15 protein-coding genes and 1 pseudogene are annotated in these 18,424 nt (G+C 72.6%); 7 read left to right on the top strand and 9 right to left on the bottom strand.

Features of this window, described 5'->3' with window-relative positions:
- Positions 1 to 61 precede the first annotated feature (61 nt).
- Both QRN89_RS30365 and QRN89_RS30360 read left to right on the top strand, forming a co-directional pair.
- A complete protein-coding gene (locus QRN89_RS30365) occupies positions 62 to 301 on the top strand; it encodes a hypothetical protein (protein ID WP_290352615.1) in 240 nt (79 codons plus the stop codon).
- On the top strand, positions 301 to 1,032 hold the full coding sequence (locus QRN89_RS30360) for a hypothetical protein (protein ID WP_290352614.1): 732 nt from the start codon (positions 301 to 303) through the stop codon (positions 1,030 to 1,032). The genes QRN89_RS30365 and QRN89_RS30360 overlap by 1 nt, the downstream gene beginning before the upstream one ends.
- 280 nt (positions 1,033 to 1,312) lie before the next feature.
- Here the strand turns inward: QRN89_RS30360 and QRN89_RS30355 are convergent, their stop codons facing one another.
- Complete coding sequence (locus QRN89_RS30355; protein ID WP_361269080.1) at positions 1,313 to 1,807, bottom strand: GNAT family N-acetyltransferase; 495 nt, start codon at positions 1,805 to 1,807, stop codon at positions 1,313 to 1,315.
- Between the two features lie 359 nt (positions 1,808 to 2,166).
- On the opposite strand from QRN89_RS30355, the pseudogene QRN89_RS30350 reads away from it, so the two are divergent.
- A pseudogene (locus tag QRN89_RS30350) lies at positions 2,167 to 2,577 on the top strand (helix-turn-helix domain-containing protein); the annotation flags it as partial.
- Here the strand turns inward: QRN89_RS30350 and QRN89_RS30345 are convergent.
- Together QRN89_RS30345 and QRN89_RS30340 are read right to left on the bottom strand one after the other, a co-directional pair.
- Positions 2,533 to 3,117 carry a DinB family protein gene (locus QRN89_RS30345; protein WP_290352612.1) on the bottom strand — a complete coding sequence of 195 codons (585 nt, stop codon included), beginning with the start codon at positions 3,115 to 3,117 and terminating at the stop codon, positions 2,533 to 2,535. The pseudogene QRN89_RS30350 and the gene QRN89_RS30345 sit on opposite strands and share 45 nt — an antisense overlap.
- A gap of 252 nt (positions 3,118 to 3,369) precedes the next feature.
- Positions 3,370 to 3,798, bottom strand: a complete 429-nt coding sequence (locus QRN89_RS30340; RefSeq protein ID WP_290352611.1) for a subtilase-type protease inhibitor — start codon at positions 3,796 to 3,798, stop codon at positions 3,370 to 3,372.
- A 703-nt stretch (positions 3,799 to 4,501) separates the two neighbouring features.
- Here QRN89_RS30340 and QRN89_RS30335 point away from each other — a divergent pair.
- The gene (locus QRN89_RS30335; RefSeq protein WP_290352609.1) at positions 4,502 to 5,161 is read left to right on the top strand and encodes an RraA family protein; all 660 of its coding nucleotides are present in this window, start codon (positions 4,502 to 4,504) and stop codon (positions 5,159 to 5,161) included.
- Between the two features lie 189 nt (positions 5,162 to 5,350).
- Positions 5,351 to 6,268, top strand: a complete 918-nt coding sequence (locus QRN89_RS30330; protein WP_290352608.1) for an NADP-dependent oxidoreductase — start codon at positions 5,351 to 5,353, stop codon at positions 6,266 to 6,268.
- Positions 6,269 to 6,448: 180 nt separating this feature from the next.
- Here QRN89_RS30330 and QRN89_RS30325 read toward each other — a convergent pair whose 3' ends face one another.
- Together QRN89_RS30325 and QRN89_RS30320 are read right to left on the bottom strand one after the other, a co-directional pair.
- The gene (locus tag QRN89_RS30325) at positions 6,449 to 7,918 is read right to left on the bottom strand and encodes a dihydrolipoyl dehydrogenase family protein (protein WP_290352607.1); all 1,470 of its coding nucleotides are present in this window, start codon (positions 7,916 to 7,918) and stop codon (positions 6,449 to 6,451) included.
- Positions 7,919 to 8,773: 855 nt separating this feature from the next.
- Entirely contained in the window at positions 8,774 to 11,296 is a 2,523-nt protein-coding gene (locus QRN89_RS30320; protein WP_290352606.1) for a SpoIIE family protein phosphatase, read from the bottom strand.
- Between the two features lie 472 nt (positions 11,297 to 11,768).
- On the opposite strand from QRN89_RS30320, the gene QRN89_RS30315 reads away from it, so the two are divergent.
- Positions 11,769 to 14,462 carry a hypothetical protein gene (locus QRN89_RS30315; RefSeq protein ID WP_290352605.1) on the top strand — a complete coding sequence of 898 codons (2,694 nt, stop codon included), beginning with the start codon at positions 11,769 to 11,771 and terminating at the stop codon, positions 14,460 to 14,462.
- A complete protein-coding gene (locus QRN89_RS30310; protein ID WP_290352604.1) occupies positions 14,459 to 15,079 on the top strand; it encodes a hypothetical protein in 621 nt (206 codons plus the stop codon). The genes QRN89_RS30315 and QRN89_RS30310 overlap by 4 nt, the downstream gene beginning before the upstream one ends.
- Before the next feature lie 121 nt (positions 15,080 to 15,200).
- Here QRN89_RS30310 and QRN89_RS30305 read toward each other — a convergent pair whose 3' ends face one another.
- From QRN89_RS30305 to QRN89_RS30290, 4 genes are all read right to left on the bottom strand, one after another.
- Complete coding sequence (locus QRN89_RS30305; RefSeq protein WP_290352603.1) at positions 15,201 to 16,016, bottom strand: class I SAM-dependent methyltransferase; 816 nt, start codon at positions 16,014 to 16,016, stop codon at positions 15,201 to 15,203.
- 198 nt (positions 16,017 to 16,214) lie between these two features.
- Positions 16,215 to 16,763 carry a GntR family transcriptional regulator gene (locus tag QRN89_RS30300; protein ID WP_290352602.1) on the bottom strand — a complete coding sequence of 183 codons (549 nt, stop codon included), beginning with the start codon at positions 16,761 to 16,763 and terminating at the stop codon, positions 16,215 to 16,217.
- A 240-nt stretch (positions 16,764 to 17,003) separates the two neighbouring features.
- Positions 17,004 to 17,942, bottom strand: a complete 939-nt coding sequence (locus QRN89_RS30295) for a hypothetical protein (RefSeq protein WP_290352601.1) — start codon at positions 17,940 to 17,942, stop codon at positions 17,004 to 17,006.
- On the bottom strand, positions 17,939 to 18,424 hold the full coding sequence (locus QRN89_RS30290; protein ID WP_290352600.1) for a hypothetical protein: 486 nt from the start codon (positions 18,422 to 18,424) through the stop codon (positions 17,939 to 17,941). The genes QRN89_RS30295 and QRN89_RS30290 overlap by 4 nt, the downstream gene beginning before the upstream one ends.

The raw sequence follows: 18,424 nt of genomic DNA, 5'->3' as shown, positions 1-18,424 counted from the left end.
CGCCGGGGAGGCCGGCGAAAAGGCGATGCCGCGGCGTTCGCCCCGGTCGTACGCTCGCGGCGTGGACCCGATCACCCTCGCCGCCTTCGCGCTGCCCGTCACCGTGCTGCTGTACGGGCATCTCGCGCTGCTCGAACGGCGGTCGCGCGCCGGCGCCGGCACGCGGACGCCGAGCGTCACCGGGCGGACCGGGCGGACCGGGCGCACTCCGACGCGCTCGTCCTCGATCCGTACTACGCCGCCGAGTTCCGGTCCGACGAGAGCGGGGCGGCAGCGGCCCGGCTCCTGCTCGACGGACTGATGAGCATCGACGGGCGCGGGGTCGTCCGGCTCGACGGGGCGGGTCTCGACCCGCACCACCGCGTGGGTCACCCCCTCCCGGACGCCCTGCTGGACGCGCTGCGCAGGGAGGGTGGTCCCGTCACACTCGGCCGGATCCGCTACCTCGACATGGTGTACGGCGAGGCCCGGGACGAGTTCCGGCGGGAGTACCACGCCCGGCTGCCGCACCCGCCGGACGAGCCGAAGCGCTGGGGCGACGGTGTGACGGCAGCCGTGCTGGGCTGCGCCGGGATCGCGGTGATGGTGACGCAGTGGTCGTTCTGCGGCATCGCGCTGACGGAGACGGACCCGACGGGCACCGGACAGGTCGTGGCCGCGGCAGCGGTGCTCCTCGCCCTCGTCGCCCAGTTGGGGTGGATGGGCCGGGTCCCGGCGCTCCACCGACGTGAGCAGGAGTGGGCGCGGAAGCGGCCGAACCGGTGGGACGCCCTGCGTGAGCGCTGTGCCGCGGCAGCTCCCCATCCGGCGCTCGCCGCGCTGGACGCGGAGAGCGAGCGTCGGCTGCGTGTGAGCCACGACCACCGCGGTGCCTGGGACGAACTCCGGGAAGAGGGCCAACCGGAAGAGGGGGACGAGGACGGACCCGACGCGGACACCGAGGACGGTCCCGACGACGCCCCCGGCCCGATCACCGGACGGAGCCGGACGGCGTGGAGCGGTAGTCGCCCCGGTGCGGCACCGCTCGTCTGAACACCCCATCCGAGAAGCCGGCCAGACGGGCCGTCAACTCCGTTGGTGTCATCCGACGATGAGGTTCGGCACCTCGACTCCCCATGGCACAACGGCGCCCGGACCACCGGTGCGCGGGCTCGCGCGTGCCACGCCCGGGGCCCACCCGGCGTCATGCCGTCCTGGCTCATGCCGACGACTCGATCATCCCGGGGGGCGCGGGCATGCACACCGGAGAGGAGGCGAAGGCTGCCGACTGCCCGGCGAAGCGCTGCCCGGGGGGCTCGCCGACCCCGTACGGTCAGTGGCCGCGTTGGTCCGGCGCCGTGGCCCGGAAGCGGGCCACGGCGTCCTCCGTGTCGTCTTCCGTGGCCCATCGGCGGAAGCCCGCCTTCTCCAGCACACGGACGGACGCCGGGTTGGGCGGCTCCACGCGAGCGACGACGGTGTGGACGCCGGGGGCCGAGAGGGCGTGGTCCGCCAGGGCCCGCGCGGCCTCCGAGGCATAACCTCTACCGCGGCGGGAGACCACGATGCCGTATCCGATCTCGACGGCCCCGTCGCCGGGCGGCCAGAACAGGCCGACCGAACCGACCACGAGTCCGCTGGAACGCTCGACGACCAGACGGTGCCCGAACTCGCCGAGCCATGCGGGGTGCTGGGCGAAGAGCCCGGCGATGACCCGGTCGCCTTCGGCCGGGAAGTCGTCCGCCCAGTCGGCGGACCGGGTGTCGCCGAGGACCGCGGTGACGTCGGCCGCGTTCCAGGGCCGGAGAAGGAGACGGTCGGTGGCCAGCGGTGCACGGGGCGACGGAGACGTCGGCGAAGGAGTCGCGGAGGAAGAAGTCGGCGAGAAGGGGGAGTTCACGTATCACTCCTGGTCGTGAGGGCGACCGGACCGCGCTTCACTGCGGCGCGGACCGGACGAGGGCATGCTGGGGAAGGCCGACGGCGGCCATGTTCATCAACCTCCCACCCGCTCGACGACGCGGCCGACGAGCTCCCGGTCGCCGCCCTGCCTCGTGATCGCGCGCCTCTCGCGCTCGACGGGAGCGTAACGGGGCCGCCCGGTCGGTGGCGGGGAATTTCGGGGACTGCCGGGGGAACCCGCACCGATCCGGTCCCGGTCCGGTCGGGAGAGCCCCGTCCACCGGGCTGAGCCCGCGTCAGTTCGGCAGACCGGTCGCCGCGTTGTGGCGCAAGGGCGCGGATCCGGTCCCGCAAGGGCCGGCCCTGGAGCCTGCCGTTGGAGGACGGGGTCCTGCCGGTCGCGCGTAGTGGCGCACCAACCTCACCCTGCGTCAACCCGCCCCGTTGTTCGGGGTGTCCAAGTCGGCCGCCGACCGCGTCATCGATCACCTCGGGCCCGCGCTCCAGCCGCGGTTCGCACCGACCACCAGGTCGTCATCGGCGCCGACACCCGGGCTCGTCGTCGCTGCCGGCCGGCCACTGCCGGGCAACCGCATCAACGCCCACGACCGGCATCATGCCGCACGAACATCAAGTCACGTGAGACGACCTCTAAGCCCTGATGGGCGCGGCCGACCTGGCGGCCTGCTCGATCCTCGCGCAGTGGGCTGCACGGGCTTCCTCGTCGATCTGCTGCTCGTTCTCGGCGCGCACCCCGGTCCGGCCGTCGAGGCTCTCGCGCAGGATATCGGCGTGCCCGGCATGCCGGATGGACTCGCCGAGGACATGGACCATGACGGCGAACAGGTTCGTGTTGGGACAAGGCTCCGGCCACCACGGCACGTGGCCGGGGGCGTCGAGCGGAAGCTCGTTGATCGTCGCGTCCGAGTGTTCCCACGTGCGCCGGTAGAACCCGATGATCTGATCGCGGGTCTCGTCCTCGGTCGCCCACAGATCGCTGCCGTTGGAGTCCTGCCACCGGGGCAGCGGTTCCGGGGAAGGGCGGTCGAAGACCTCGCCGAAGTACCTGGCCTCGACGGTGGCCACGTGTTTGACCAGGCCGAGGAGGTTTGTCCCGGTCGCTGTCAAAGGTCGGCGGGCGTCGTATTCGGACAAGCCGTCGAGTTTCCAGAGCAGCGCCTTGCGGTCCCGCCGCAGTCTCCCGTGCAGATTGTCTTTCGCGAACTCATCGATCATGCGGCATGAGCCTGCCATGGACTGCTCGTGGCCTCAAGATCCCGTACGTGGTCCGCAACGACAGGCAGAGCTGAGGCCCGGCCATGGCCGCCGCCCTGAACTGCTACAAGAAGCTCGCGAAACGGGCCACGTGAGACAACCTCTTACGGGACAGCCCTTTGCGACGCTGCGGGCGCATGTCAGGGAGAAGGGGCGTCGAGGGCGGCGCAGGCCGTCCTCGACGCCCCTTTTCCGTGTCCTGTCCGGGACCACTCAGAATTCGAAGACGCCCGCGCCCTCGGAATTCCTGACGCATTCATTGGCGAAGGTGTGCTCGTAGTTCACACGCTCGCCCTGCCAGACGCCCTGTGCGGTGACCGTGACCGGGTTGTACTCCCGGGTGCAGAAGCGCGGCTGCCCGCGGCTGATCTCCGCGAGACCGCCGAACTCGCCCTTCACCTGCGCGAGGGCGGCACAGGCGTCCTCCGAGGCAGGGTGTGTGCCGGTGGTGCCGGGTGCACAGCTGAGGGTGACCGCGCGCTCCGGGCTCGCCGCGGCGCTCTCCCCGTGTGCCGTGGTCAGGACCAGCGCCGAGGGCGCGTAGAGCGAGGCGGGCTCACTGTGCGCGGTGCCGGCCATCGACCCGAGCAGTGCGAAGGCGAGGGTGGCGCCGCCTGCTGTCCATCGAGCGGTCTTCCGCATGGTTCTCGTCCTTTCCCGGCTGAACCGGATGAGTGCTGCAGCACCGGATTGGCGTTTTCGAGTCTGCATGTCTCCTGCATCAACGGCACAACCACCCCGTTCGTTTCGGTAAGTTCCCCCCTTCAACCACTGGCCGGGACAGCACGGGGAATATGGGAAAGTGCCCAGGCGGCCCCGACAACGCACCGCTCGGCAGCGCCGGTCGGGGCCTAATCGGCATGGTCGGCAAACGGCCGGATGCATTCGTCCCCCGGCGCCGGACCGGGACCCGGCCTCACGTTGTCCGAGGCCCAGCGGAGCGATAAGGCGGTTCCATGGGTTGGCCGGCCGGTTGACGCATGTGTGCCTCCCGCGGTGAGGAACACACGCATTCGCACGGCCGCGTTCGAACACCGCACACGGTGGCCCAGTCGGCTCAGCGAACGCCGTCGCAGCCCGGCGCGGTCCCACGCCGGCCACCGCGCAGCGCTCGCCCGCGGTGACTGCCTGCCCGGCGGGACGGCCCGGCGGGTGCCGATGTAGCAGCGGCCGCCATTGCGGCGCAAGATGGAAAGTGCCCTGTAAGGCTCGCCGAAGGTGCCGGCGGGCCGTCCCCGCCGCCGCGGCCGGGTGCGGCAGCGCCGTGCGGCGTGCACCCGGGAGGAATCGCGGCGTTTTCCCTTTCCGGCGCCCGAGCCGAAGACTTCCCACCTCAGGAGGCCCGATGGTGGAGGAAGATTCGCGGTTGCGCGAACTCGCGGTTCGTGTGCGCACCGCCGACGTGGTCGACGCGATGGGACGCTCTCATCGGCATCCGTGCCATCTGATCGACCTGAGGAGCCCCACGCCGGGTCGCCTCCTCTTCGGGCCGGCGATCACCATTTCCTATCTTCCGTCCTGCCGGAAGGCCCTGCCGACCGATCGCTACAATTTCTCCGCGCTTTTCCAGGAGGCCGTTCGCGACGGCGGACGGGGACGGGTGCTGGTGCTGTCCAGCAATGGGTACCCGGACGCGTCGCTCGGCGGCGGTGGCAAGCTTGCCCAGCTCGCCGTCCACGGGCTCGCCGGGGTCCTGACGGACGGTCGCCTGCGGGACTTCTCCCAGCTCTCGGAGTACGGATTCGCCGCGTACTGCAGGGGGGAAGCCGTGCGATGGGGCGGGGACATCATCACGCCGTTCGAGGCGAACCGCACCGCACTGGTGTCGGGTGTGGTCGTGCGTCCCGGTGACTACGTGTTCGCCGATTCCTCCGGTGCGGCCGTCATTCCCGCGCCGGAGGTTCGGGAAATCCTCGAGGAGGCCAACCGTGTGGTGATCGAGGAAGGACGTGTCGACGAGCAAATCCGTCCGGAGGGTGGTTCGGGACAGGAGCCGAAGGAATAGGCCACCGCCCGCAGCACCGGCCGAGACCACGGAATCCGGACCGCGATCCCATCGTTTCGCCGTTTCGGGAAGGCCGTTTCGCCGTTTCGGGAAGGCCGTGAAAGCCGCGAAGGCCGTGAAGGCCGTGAAGGCCGGTCCTGCCGATCCGTGCACTCGGACCGGCAATCCCCGCCGCAGAGAGGTTCCGTCATGCAAGCCATCACTGTTCGAGACCGCTCCGCCGGCGTCGGCGGGCTCTCGCCGGCGGAGATGCCGTACCCCCACGCCGCCGAGAACGATGTCGTCGTGCGGGTGCATGCCGCGGGGTTCACCCCCGGAGAGCTCGACTGGCCGGGAACCTGGTCCGACCGCGCGGGCCGCGACCGGACCCCCAGCGTGCCCGGGCACGAGCTGTCGGGTGTCGTCGCCGAGCTCGGCTACGGCACCACCGGTCTCACCGTCGGTCAGCGGGTGTTCGGCATCTGCGACTGGACCCGCGACGGCTCACTGGCCGAGTACACCGCGGTCGAGGCCCGGAATCTCGCTCCGCTCCCGGCGGACGTCGACCACACCACGGCCGCCGCGCTGCCGATCTCCGGGCTGACCGCGTGGCAGGGCCTGTTCGACCACGGCCGCCTCACCACCGGCCAGACGGTGCTGGTCCACGGCGCGGCGGGCGGTGTCGGGTCGATCGCGGTGCAACTCGCGCGCGAGGTGGGAGCCCGGGTGATCGGCACCGGGCGCGCCACCGGCAGAGACCGGGCACTCGGTCTCGGCGTGGACCTCTTCCTGGACCTGGAGGCCGACCGGCTCGAAGACGCCGGCGAGGTCGACGTGGTGTTCGACGCGATCGGCGGTGAGGTCCTCGACCGCTCGGCGGCTCTGGTGCGGCCCGGTGGCACGCTCGTCGCCGTCTCCATGCCGCCCACGGTCCAGCCCAAGGACGGGCGGGCCGTCTTCTTCGTCGTCGAGCCCGAGCGCGCACGGCTCGTGGAACTTGCCCAGCGGGTACGGGACGGTCGGCTGAAGCCGATGGTGGGGGCCGTGCGGCCGCTCGCCGAGGCTCCCGACGCGCTGGCCGCCCGGGGGGTCCCGGGCAAGACGATCATCCGGGTCGCCGGGGACTGAGAGCCGTGGACTCGCCGGTGACCGAGCCCCCCGCCGGTGACCGAGCCCCCTGGGCGTGGGACCGCACGTGCGGCCGTCGGCACGGGCGGTGCTGCCGAACGAGCGGCGAGAGCGACCTCGCCGGAGCCGAGCCGCCGCCGGGGAACGAGCCGCCGTCCCACGGAACGTACGAGGCCGATGTCAGCCGGCCGTCCCGGTCTGCCGGCGGTCACGGTCGCGGTACGTCTCCAGGATGCGGAGCCAGACCTCACTGATCGTCGGGAACGCCGGGACGGCGTGCCACAGCCGCTCCACGGGAGCCTCACTCGTGATCAGGACGGTCGCCGAGTAGAGCAGTTCCTGGACTCCCGGACCGACGAACGTGACGCCCACGACGGTGCCGCGGTCGCGGTCGATCAGCACGCGCGCCTTCCCCCGGTAGCCCTCGGCGTACTGCACGGCTCCCGCGACCCGGCCGATGTCGAAGTCCACGACGTCGACGTTGCGGCCGGTGCGTTCCGCCTCCATGGTGGTCAGGCCCACGTCTGCGACGTCCGGATCGGTGAAGACGACCTGCGGCACGGCCTCGCGGTCGGCGGTCGAAGCGTGTGCGCCCCACCGGCCGTCATCGAGCGGTTCGCCCTTGGCCCGGGCCCCGATCACGGCACCGGCCATCCGCGCCTGGTACTTCCCCTGATGCGTCATCAGCGCCCGGTGGTTGACGTCGCCGACCGCGTAGAGCCAGCCGTCCTCGACGGCTGACACGCGGTACGAGTCGTCGACGGCCAGCCAGTCCCCGGGGGCGAGGCCCACGGTCTCCAGACCCAGGTCGGCGGTGTGCGGCGCTCGCCCGGTCGCGAACAGGATCTCGTCCGCGACCAGTGGGTCCCCCTGCGACAGGCCGACCCGCACCGGACCGTCCGGGCCGTCCTGGCGCGCGACATCCGTCGCGGTGGTGCCGAACCGCAGGTCCACACCTGCTTCCCGCAGAGCGTCCGCCACCATCTCCCCGGCGAACGGCTCCATCCTGCTGAGCACGGCATTGCCCCGGACCAGCATGGTCACCCGGGAACCGAGCGCCTGCCAGGCCGTTGCCATCTCCACGGCGACCACACCGCCGCCGACCACGACGAGCCGGTTCGGCACGTGCCGGGCGGAGGTCGCCTCGCGGTTGGTCCACGGGCGCACTTCCTTGAGCCCCGGAAGGTCCGGGAAGGCGGTGACGGTACCGGTGGCCACCACGACGGCGTGCCGGGCGTTCAGGCGGAGCGTCCCACCGTCCGGGGTCTCGACGACGACCTGCCGCGGACCGTCCAGCCGGCCGTGGCCTCGCACCAGGTCCACGGACACGGAGTCCAGCCACTCGACTTGGTCGTCGTCCGTCCAGTAGATGCACATCTTGTCGCGGTAGGCGAAGACGGCGGGGACGTCCAGTGGTCCCTCGACCGCTCGTCTCAGCCCCGGTACCCGGCGGGCGTCGGTACGTGCCACCACCGGCCGCAGCAGCGCCTTGCTGGGTTCGCACGCCCAGAACGAGCACTCGCCGCCGAGCAACTCGTTCTCCACGATCACCGAGGTGAGCCCGGCGGCGCTCGTGCGGTCGGCCACGTTCTCTCCCGCGGGTCCGGCGCCGATGACCACGACGTCGTAGTCGCGCGAAGTGTCGCTCATCCCTACTCCAGCTTGTCTGCCGGCCTCGACCGAGGACGCCGGTCGCTCGCTCCGTGGACCCCATACGCTCCGTCCCGCCGGCGAGCCGTGCGCACGCACCGTGGCCGCTCCGCGTCAGACGCGGGCCACGCACCGTCGCCGCCTCGCCGGTGTGACGGAACACAGCAACCGCTTCGCGAAGCACCTCACGCCGTGCCGATGTCTCACGGACCGGCGACGGTGACATCGCGCAGCACTCCTCCATCTTGCTCCTGCGGCAGAGGCGCCGCCTGATGAAGCCTCGCCCGGCCCCCGCCCCGGGGCCGCCCTCGTCCAGCGCCTGCTTCGGCTCGCCTCGACCCGGGACCGCTCTCGTACGGGCCTCGTCCCGTACGGGGCCTACTCCCGCCCGGCCGGGGTCCCGCAGCCCGAGAACGAGAACGAGGACGCGGACGCGGACGCGGACAGGAACGCGGACGAGGACCCCTCGCTCCCCTCCCCCGCGCCCCCGCCCCCGCGGGGACCGGCCGCGTCGGCGGTCCCCCGGCGGCCGCGCCCCCGCCCCCGCGGGGACCGGCCGCGTCGGCGGTCCCCCGGCGCGGCGGGTTCGGACGCACTCCGAGAGCGCACGGGAGGGCTTCGCAGACGCCGGTGGTGCCCCGGTCGGGCCGGCCCGCGGAGTCGCCTCCCGGCCGCACGCGACCGCACCCCGAGCACGTCGACCATGTCGACCGCAGCCCTGCCCCTGCGCCCGCCCACAAGAGGTCCCGCCCGTGCCGGGCGTCGGCACCAATGCGGCGGCGCCGCCGAGCAGTTCGCCGTCGCGTTCCGCGCCCTGGCCGGGGCCACGGCCACGTCCGTGTGAAGGTCCCTGCGTCAGACGTCCGTTGGCACGGTCCACTGCTCTTCGGGTTCGAACGCCGGCCCGGACTCCCGCGGGTGGGAGGGCTCCGGGCCGATGGCTTGTTCTGCCCAGACGACCTTGCCCCCCGGTACCAGGCGGGAGCCCCATCTGCGGGACAGCTGGGAGACCAGGAAGAGACCGCGCCCGCTCTCGTCGACGATGCGCGCGCTGCGCGAGCGCGGGGCGCACAGGTCGGCGTCGGAGACTTCGCAGGTCAGGACGGAGTGCCGGATCAGCCGCACACCGATCGGGCCGGTGCCGTGACGGATGGCGTTGGTGACCAGTTCGCTGACGATCAGCTTCGTGGGTTCCTCGAGGCCCTCCAGTCCCCAGGCGGACAGCTGACCGGCTGCCAGATTCCTGGCCCGGCGGACCGCGCTCTGGTCACGGGGCAGCGTCCACGAGGCGACCTGTGTCGGGCTGAGCGCGCGCGTGCGGACGAGGAGCAGTGTGACGTCGTCGCACGCGGCCTGGCCGGCGAACGGCTCCATCGCGCGGTCGCAGAGTTCTGCCAGTGACCGGTCCGGTGTGGCGAGAGCGGTGCCCAGGAGACGCATGCCCTCCTCGATGTCGTGGCCCCGGGCCTCGACGAGGCCGTCGGTGTAGAGGGCGAGGAGTGTTCCCTCGGCGAGTTCCAGTTCCACCGCTTCGAAGGGGACGCCCAGGCCGATGCCGAGCGGCGCCCCGGTGGGAAGGTCGGGGAAGGACACCCTGCCCTGCGGGTCGACGATCGCGGGCGGCGGGTGACCGGCGGACGCCATCGTGCACCGCCGGGTCACCGGGTCGTACACCGCGTACAGACACGTCGCCCCCACCACCGCGGCCATATCCTCCGGGGAACCCGCGTCCGCCTCGGCCAGCCGCTGGACCGTGTCGTCGAGATGCGCCAGCAGTTCCTCCGGAGGCAGTTCCGTGTCCGCGAGGGTGTGCACGGCGGTACGCAGCCTGCCCATCGTCGCGGCGGCATCGATGCCGTGGCCGACCACATCACCGACGACGAGTGCCACGCGGGCCCCGGACAGCGGGATCACATCGAACCAGTCACCACCGACACCGTGGTCCAGGTCGGCGGGCAGATAGCGCGACGCCGTCTCGACCGCGGCGCCGCCCCTGAGGCGGTGCGGCAGCAGATTGCGTTGCAGTGCGAGAGCCGCCGTCTGCTCGCGGGCGTACCGGCGCGCGTTGTCCAACGACACGGCGGCACGGCTGACGAGTTCCTCGGCCAGGAACAGATCGGCCTCCTGGAACGGAACCGGGTCCTTGGTGCGGGTGAACACCACCACTCCCAGGAGGGCGCGCCGCATACGGATGGGCACGATCATCAACGAGTGCATGCCGTGTTCGTGGATCTTCCGCGCCCGTGGCCGGTCCTGGTCGATCCAGGTGCCCGGAGCGGTGTCCAGGATGGGCTCGAAGTGGGAGCGGCCGGCGGCGAGGACCGCGGCCACGGGTGAGCCCGGCGGCAGGGGAACCGGCTCACCCCGCGCCCAGGGCGATTCCGGTACCCCGGGGCGGATCGAGGAGAGTCCCGCGCGCCGGAACACGGGGAGGCGGTCGCCCACTTGACCGATCCGGACGGGGGCACCCTCGCCGAAGGGGACCGACTGCTCCAGGTCCACCGCGACGAAGTCGGCGAACAGGGGCACGGCGAGATCGGCGAGTTCCTGACTGGTCTGCATCACGTCCAGCGTCCTGCCCAGGCGCGCGCCGGCATGGGTGAGGACCGTGAGGCGCTCGCGTGCCAGCTGGCTCTCGGTGACGTCGACGCTGATGACACACAACCCCAGCGCCCGGCCGTCCGCGCCCTGCAGACAGGAGAACGACACCGCGAACGGGCGCTCCGGGCCCAGAATCGTCGGCAGCCAGGTCCGGTACTCGTGCACCTTGGTGGTGCCGCTCCTCAGGACCTGCCGCATCACCGCCTCGAGCGCTTCGGCCTTGACGCCGGGGAGCACGTCGGTGAAGCGGCGTCCCAGCCTCCGGTCGCGGGCGATGCCGTCGTGGGTCTCCATCTCGTCGTTCACCGCGAAGCACCGGAGCCGGGGGTCGCGGATGGAGATGCCGATGGGCGCGCGGGTGAGAAGCGCTCCCCGGACCGCTCCGCTCACCGCTTCCCCGGACCTCGCGCCGACGTCGCTCATGGACATCAGCCGGCGCGCGATTCCGTCCCGCCCGTGCAGGACCGAGATGCGCAGGCCGACGTCGAGCACGCGACCGTCCCGATGGCTCACCGCCGTCACACCCGACCAGCCGTGCTCGGCACGGCACCGTTCGACGAAGGCCGACATCGACTGTCCCTCGTCGAACGCCGGCAGGACGAGTGCTGCGGAGCGGCCCACCACGTCCCCGGCGGAGTACCCGGTGAGCCGCTCGGCCGCCTGCGTCCACCCCACCGTCGTCCCCTGCTCGTCGAACAACGCGAACGCCGACTCGGAGACCTCGGAAGCATGCATCCGATCACCGAGCGACATGGTTGTGGTGCTGGTTGTGGTCATCGAACTGCTGTCCTTGTGTGGCCGTGGTACCGATGAGCGAGGCAGATCATGAATTGCCCCGTCTGACCGATAGACCGGACGGGTCCCGTTTCTGTGACACGCCGCGGCTCGGTCCGCACCCCTTCCGCTGCCCGCCTCAGGGCGGCAGGCGCGGCCGGCGGAGCCCACCGCTGCGCGGAGCGCCTCGCCTCCGGGCGGGGCCTGTGCCGGCGATCCCTTCCGGCGGGGCCGGAACCCATGAGCGGGCGTGGCACGGCCCGCCGGACATCCGTCGCCGCGGAAGGCCCCGGACAGCCGGAAGCGCCGGCGAACCCGGAACCCGGCGGCCGGCCCGGGACTTCCTGACATCGGCCCGAAGTAGGCCCGCCCGAGCTTGAGTTGGGCCCCGGCGTTGGGACCGGATTTGGGTCCGGGGGCCCAGGTGGCGCTCGCTCGGGCGCTCTAGTCTCAGGCGTCCGGGGGGTGGGCGAGCATGTCCTTCTATGTCGATGTCGTCGGAGCGGGCGGAGCCCGACGCGCCATGCCGCAGCAGCTGGTGGTCGCGCGGCTGCTGGTGTACGTCCTGTTCGGGGCGACGATCGTGGGCGGCGTCGGTCTGCTGCTCACCGCCGCCCAGGTGGGCGCGCTGGGCGGCCTCGTACTCGGCGGTCTGCTGTACGCGGCGGCGCCGGGCGTGGCCGGTTGGCTGCTCGCACGCCGGGTGTGGACGGGCGGCGAGGGGGTCCGCTGGGGACTGATCGCCGTACAGGCGTGGCTGGTCTCCGGCGCTCTGGCCACTCTGCGGGGCGGCTCGGTCCAGGGCCTCACACAACTCCTGCTGCCCGTGGTGATCCTGGTCTTCCTGTGCATGAAGGAATCGCGGGAGTGGTTCCGTTCGGCACCGTCCGAACGCCAGGAACGGCGGCCGTTCTCGCTGCCCCACATGCTCACCTGGCGTCGGGACCGCGGCCAGACGGCAGTCGAGTACACCGGGCTGATCGTGCTGGTGGCCGCCATCGTCGCGACGCTGGTGATGAGCGGTGTCGGCGACAGGATCGCCGGGCGGCTGCAGGAGGCCGTCTGTTCCCTGGTCGGCCGCTCCTGCCCGGCCCACGGCGGTGGCGACGGGACGCACCAGGCCGGCGACGGCGCGGACGACGCCACGGGCGGAGACACGAACGGCTCCACGGGCGCGGACGAGGGCACCGACGGCGGACGGGGCGGTACCGATGGCGGACGGGGCGGTACCGACGGCGACGCGACCGGCGGCAGCACCGGCGGCCCGGGCAGCACGGTCCCCGACGGCTCCGCCCAGGACGACCCCGGCGGTGTCGTGCCCGGCTCCGAGGACGGCGAGGGCGGCGACGAGGGCGGCGACCCGACCGATCCGTACGAGCCGATCGGCGACAGCACGGTGACGAGGGACGACGACGACGGGGACGGGGACGGGGACGGGGACGGGGACGGCGGGAACGGCGGGGGCGAGAAGGAGGACTGCTCCGGCTTCTGGGGCTGCACCTTCGACTACGGCGGCCAGGTCCTCGAAGGCCTGTTCGTCGACGGTGTCTGGGGCGACCTCACCGACACCTGGAACACGATCATCCATCCGATCGACAGCATCGCGGGCCTCGGCGACTACGTCGGAAGCCTCGGCGACGTCTGGACCGAGGGCACCAAGGACGCCGGCGGCAAGTGGGACCGGGGCGAGTACGGGGACGCGCTCACCGACTGGGGCGGGACGGGGGTCGACGTCGTCCTGAAGCCGCTGGACGACATGTTCGTCGGCGACGAGGTGCGCGACGCCTGGAACCGGGGCGAGGAGACCCAGGCGGTCACCAACGTCGTCTGGAACGTGGGCTCGCTCTTCATCCCCGGCTACGGCGAGGTCAAGGCCGCCGCCAAGCTGGGCAAGCTCGGCCGCCTCGGCAGGATCGCCGGGGCCGTCACCGAGATCGTCGACAGGGCCAAGGACGCGACCGGCCGCGCCCGCAAGGCCGCGGAGGCGGGCGACGCCAAGGGCGCCCGGGACGCGGCGGACGAGGCCCAGGAGGTCGCCGACGAAGCGAAGGAGAAGGTCGAGGAAGCGGGTGGGTGCAAGCTCGTCGCCCTCGGCGGCGCCCTCCGGGCCCCGTACGGCACAGGAGCCCCGCGCCACCTCGGAGGGCCCGGCGGCGGCACCGTCGTTCTCGCGGCCGCCCCCGCATCGGTGCCGGTGCGCTTCGTCGCGGAGGGGACCCCCGTGCCGTGCGAGGGCGGGGAGGCGGACGACGCCCGTGAGGCGCAGCAGCAGGCCGACGAGGCGGACAGGGCCGCCGACGCGGCCGAGCTCGGTGATGTGGCCGACCAGGTGAAGCAGACGATCGTCGACGGGCGGGACAAGCAGAAGACGGCCAAGGCGGACCGCTTCAACCTCAACGAGGGCGGCATCGACAACCTGGTGGCGAAGGCGAAGGACGATCCCGACCTCGGCAAGGGCGAGTACGGCAAGGAGGAACTGGCCGCCGCACTGAGGGACCTCGACGCGGCACTGCGGAACAAGGGCATCGACAGCCAGACCCGCGGCTCGCTCGCCGCCACGGTCCTCAAGGCCGGCAACCGGCACCAGCTGGCCGAGGCGATGGCCGAGGTCCGCGCCGCCGGGAGAGCGGCGTCCGAGGCCGCCGACGGCACCAAGGTCCACGGCGCCGTCGGCGCCAAGAAGGGCCGCCAGTCCGTCGACATGGGCGACGGCACCACGGTCGACGTCTCCGGTGTCGACGACGTCGACGTCCTCTACAGGGGGAAGGACGGCAACGTCCACGCCGTCGAGGTGAAGAACACGGCCAACGCCGCCACCAAGTACACCGTCCCCGCCCAGGCGAAGCGACTCGCCGACTGGGCCGGGCAGGGCGGCCCGCCGCCGCGGGCCGCCCGCTACGAGATCGAGCAGAAGAAGGACTGGCACAAGATCTTCGACGGCTACCAGACGGACCGGAGGAACAACGTCACCCCCGAGGGCACTCCCGCCCGGACGTTCGCCGAGAACGGCCTCGGCGTCCGCATCGCCGGGCAGGACTTCACCCCGCGGCAGATCAGGGCCATGGACGACGCGTGGAACGCCAAGAGCGACGCCGAGAAGCGGGCCGCGCTGGACTCCGGCAGGATGAACGACCCCAAGAGCGCGATGGAATACCTGGGAGTGACGTGACCGCCGCCGACGAGACCCCGCTGCTGCCCGAGGTCCTGCGGGCCTATCCGTACCCGTGGGACAACGCCTTCGTCTGGACCTCGGAGGCGGAGGACGAGGAGACCCTGGCCTACGCGCGGGCCGTGCTGGAGGCCTGTCTGCCGCCGGAGCCGCTCGCCGCGCCCGAGCCGCCGGAGGAGGCGGCCGTCGACGACTCCTCCGGCGACGTGTACCCCGAGTGGACCGAGATCCGTGCCGTCCTGCGCGAGCGGATGCCCTACGCCCGGTACGTGACGGCCGAGCGCATGGCCGAAGTCGAGGCGGAGTGCGCCCGCCGGGGGCTCTCCACGACGGCGTTCCAGGAGGTCTGGACCCGCCGCATCACCGCCTGGATCGCCGAGCAGACCCTGTACTGGTGCGGCCTCATGGTCGACGACGAGGCGGCCCTCACGCCCTGGCTCATGGACCTCGCCGAGCGCTACGTCCGGCGTGGCATGGCCGCCGCGACGGCCGTGGGCGCGCTCGCCGGCACCAGGTCCGTGCCCGAGAGCCGGGCCGCCCTCGCCCGGCTCGCCACGTACGAGGGTCTCCCGGACGGGATCCGCGAGTCGGTCGCGTACGCGCTCCGCCGGTCGTAGGGCGGCGGGTGCCAGGCCCCGGTCCGGCCGGCCCCGCTGCCCCGACGCACGTGGCGCCGAGCCCGTGGGCGTCGACGCGCGGCGGGTGCCGCCACTGGGCCGGCGCCCGCCGGACCGCTGCTCAGGACCGGCCGTCCTGCCCCTCCAGGGGTGCGCGGCTGACCCGGATCTTCGACTGGCCGTGGGGGCGCTTCTCCCAGTCCTCCATGAAGCGCGCCTGCAGGCCGTGCTTGCGCGCCAGGGCCAGCAGGGTCTCGGTGCGGTAGTAGAAGTCCTCACCCAGCACCTGGTGTTCGGTGCCCTCGGTGCGGTCGAAGGTGAAGTCGAAGAACCCGGTGTCCGTGAGTACACGGCCGACGTTGGCGAGGCACTCCTCGATGACGTTCAGCGGCGAGTGGGAGAAGACGCTGTGCGCGTGGACGACGTCGAAGTGGTCACTGGGCAGGAAGTCGAGGGTGAGGTCGCCCGTGATGGTCAGGTGGGGCAGCTTGTCCTGGAGCCGCCGCTCCGTGAGAGTCCGCTTGGCCGCGATCAGGATGTCGGGCGAGATGTCGATGCCGTAGTAGTGGCCGGTGTCGAGGTGCTCGATGAAACGCCAGCCGCCGCGCAGGTTGCCGCAGCCGATGTCGAGCATCCGGTGCTCCGGGCGCAGCCCGTGCTCGATGAGGTAGTCGAACTGCATCCGCCCGAGCGCCAGCCAGCGTTCGTGGGTCTGGCTGCCGACCGCGGCCTCGGGGTTGCGGCGGGTGTCCGAGGCCATCACGGCCCGGTAGTAGCCGATGTGGTCGGGGTGCTTCAGGCGCAGCCAGGCGTCCCGGCCGGCCCGGCGCAGGTACGGGGTGACACGGCCGGGGTGGCGGAGCGCGTAACCGACCTTGTGGGTGAGGGCGGACCGGTTGCTGCGCAGCTTCTTCGGTGACGTGGCGTCGGCGGGCATGGTGCAACGACCTCCGTGCAGGGGGATCCCGGGTGGGGGACTGAAGGGGATGGTGGTGCGGGGCGGTCGGATACGGCGGCGCAGGAGCAGGCGGTGACGCGACGGGCGGGCACCGCGAGGTCGCAGTCCCGCGGGGTCCAGCCGCCCCGCGCCCGGTGACGGAACCCGAGCCCCGTCGCGCGCAGCGCGGCCGGCGCGTCAGGCACGGTCATACGTCCTCGTCGTCCTGATCCCGGTCGCCCGGGGTGTGAGGCGCCGGGTGTCGGCCTCGGCGGCGGCGTGGTGGTCGGTCGTGTCGTCGCCGGCGGCGTCGAGGCCGTCGGTCGGGCCGTCACCGCCGGTGTCGCCGCCGGTGTCGTGGTCGTGGGCGTCCAGCGCGGCTGTGACCAGGGCCAGGATGTCTGCCCGCTCCAGCCCCGCCGCCCGTGCGCGCCCCGTCCAGTCGGCGAGTTCCGCCCGGAGGGGCGAGTCGGCCTCAGCACCGGGCCGGGCGAGCGACCGCGTGACGAAGGTGCCCAGTCCGCGGCGCAGTTCGACCAGGCCGGCCCGCTCCATGTCGCGGTGGGCCCGGAGCACGGTGTTGGGGTTGACGGCGGTCGCCGCCACCACCTCCTTGGCCGTGGGCAGCTTGTCCCCGACCTTCAACGTGCCCATCCGCAACGCACGTTCGGCCTGCTCGACGATCTGGACGTAGGCCGGTACGCCGCTGCCGCGGTCGATCCGGTACGCGACCACGTCACCTTCCACCCTCCTCAGTGCGCTTCCATTAATGCACTAGCACAAGCGTGGCGGAGGCACGGCAGCGCGTCGGACAGGAGCACCACCCGGTCGGCCCTCGCCGCCGCCCTCGGCCCGACCGCCGCCGCGCCCGCGCGCCGCGGAGGGTACGGGTGCGCCGGTCGCCACCGCGTTCCTCTCCCGTGGGCCGGCGCCGTCGCGGCCGGTGCGCGCACACCGGGCCCGCTCCGCGCGCACCGGTCGAGGCGCTCACGGCAGCCGGTCGTCCGTCGCAGCTTTCGCGCCGCGGTGGGCGCGGACGAGCGCGATCACGGTGTCGACGGTACGGACGAGGTGGGTACGGCCGTCCGGCGCCTGCGCCGACGGGCTGATGTAGCTGCGCGGCCCGACGTGCGTGGCCGGGTCGAGCCGGTGCACGGTGATCTTCCCGGTGCGGTCGGCGCGGTTCCATCCGCTGAAGCGGAACACTCGCCAGCGCTGCGGGAAGATCCAGGTACCGAGGCGTTCGATCCGGTCGCTCGCACTCGTCAGCCGGTGCAGATGCTCGGCACCGGCGAGGTCGTTGGCGCCGTTGTGGAAACCTCCCAGCGTGATCAGCAGGAGCGGGCAACGCAGTTGGGCGTGCAGTTCGGCGACCGCGCCGGTGGCGACCTGGGCGCCGCCGCTGTAACTGAGCAGCACCACCTGGACGCCGCTGTCGGGCAGGTAGCCGGCGAGCCGCAGCTGGGTGGCGATCTGGGAGCCCACGGCCCGGTTGTACAGGGGCCGGTACCGGCGGTCGGCGGCGACGAAGATCTGGATGACGTTGTGCAGGAACAGCAGCAGTGCGATGCGGCGGCGCAGCCACGCCCACACGGGCCGCTCGGCGAGCGGGTCGGCCAGGGGCGAGTAGGGCTGCACCTGCCCCAGCACCCGCAGCTCCGGCGCCCCGGCGATCAGGGCCTTGACCAGCTGGCCGCCGTCGCGGCTGTCACGGACGCGCCGTTTGCCGATGCCGTCCAGGTAGACGAGGTAGGCACCCGGAGGACTGTCGGGAGCGGCGCCCCGGGCGTAGGGCACGCCGGCCGGGAGGTCGGTGACGGGAGCCCGCCAGCCGGCGCCGTAGGCCAGCACCTCGTAGCGCGCGAGCAGGGCTTCGGCGAGGAGAGCCGGCCCGACCGCGAAGACCCAGAGCACGAAGTGGTTCATGCGAGCGACTCCCGCACCTCGGTCGCGCTGATCCTGACGACCAGGCGGCGGACGGCCTCCACAGCGACTCCCAGCCCGATGCCGGCGACGGCCACACATCCGGCGGCGGCCCACCAGCCCAGGCCGGTGGCCGTGGCGAGCGGGGCGGCCAGACCGGCCCCGACCCCGACGAAGAGCACCAGGTGGAGCAGGGGGCCGAGCCACGGGAACGCGAGGACGCCGGCGAGCAGGAGCGGGGCGGCGAGGCCCGGGGTCCACACCAGCCCGGCGCCCGGCGGCGGCGAGGACAGCACCTGCTCGGCCAGGGTCCAGGCGGTCAGCGGCCACAGAGCGAACACGGCACCCTCGACGAGGCCGCCGGCCAGCAGCAACCCGGCCACCCGGGCCCGCGACATGCCGGGGCGGCGTACCGCCAGGGGCACGATGCGCCCGGCGGCCTCCGACATCCCGGCGAACGTGAGCAGGACGACGACGAATGACAT

The sequence above is a fragment of the Streptomyces sp. HUAS CB01 genome, from assembly GCF_030406905.1.
GTDB classification, from domain to species: domain Bacteria; phylum Actinomycetota; class Actinomycetes; order Streptomycetales; family Streptomycetaceae; genus Streptomyces; species Streptomyces chengbuensis.
The sequence above is the reverse complement of the archived record's forward strand: the minus strand, read 5'-3'. Positions and strand labels throughout refer to the sequence as shown.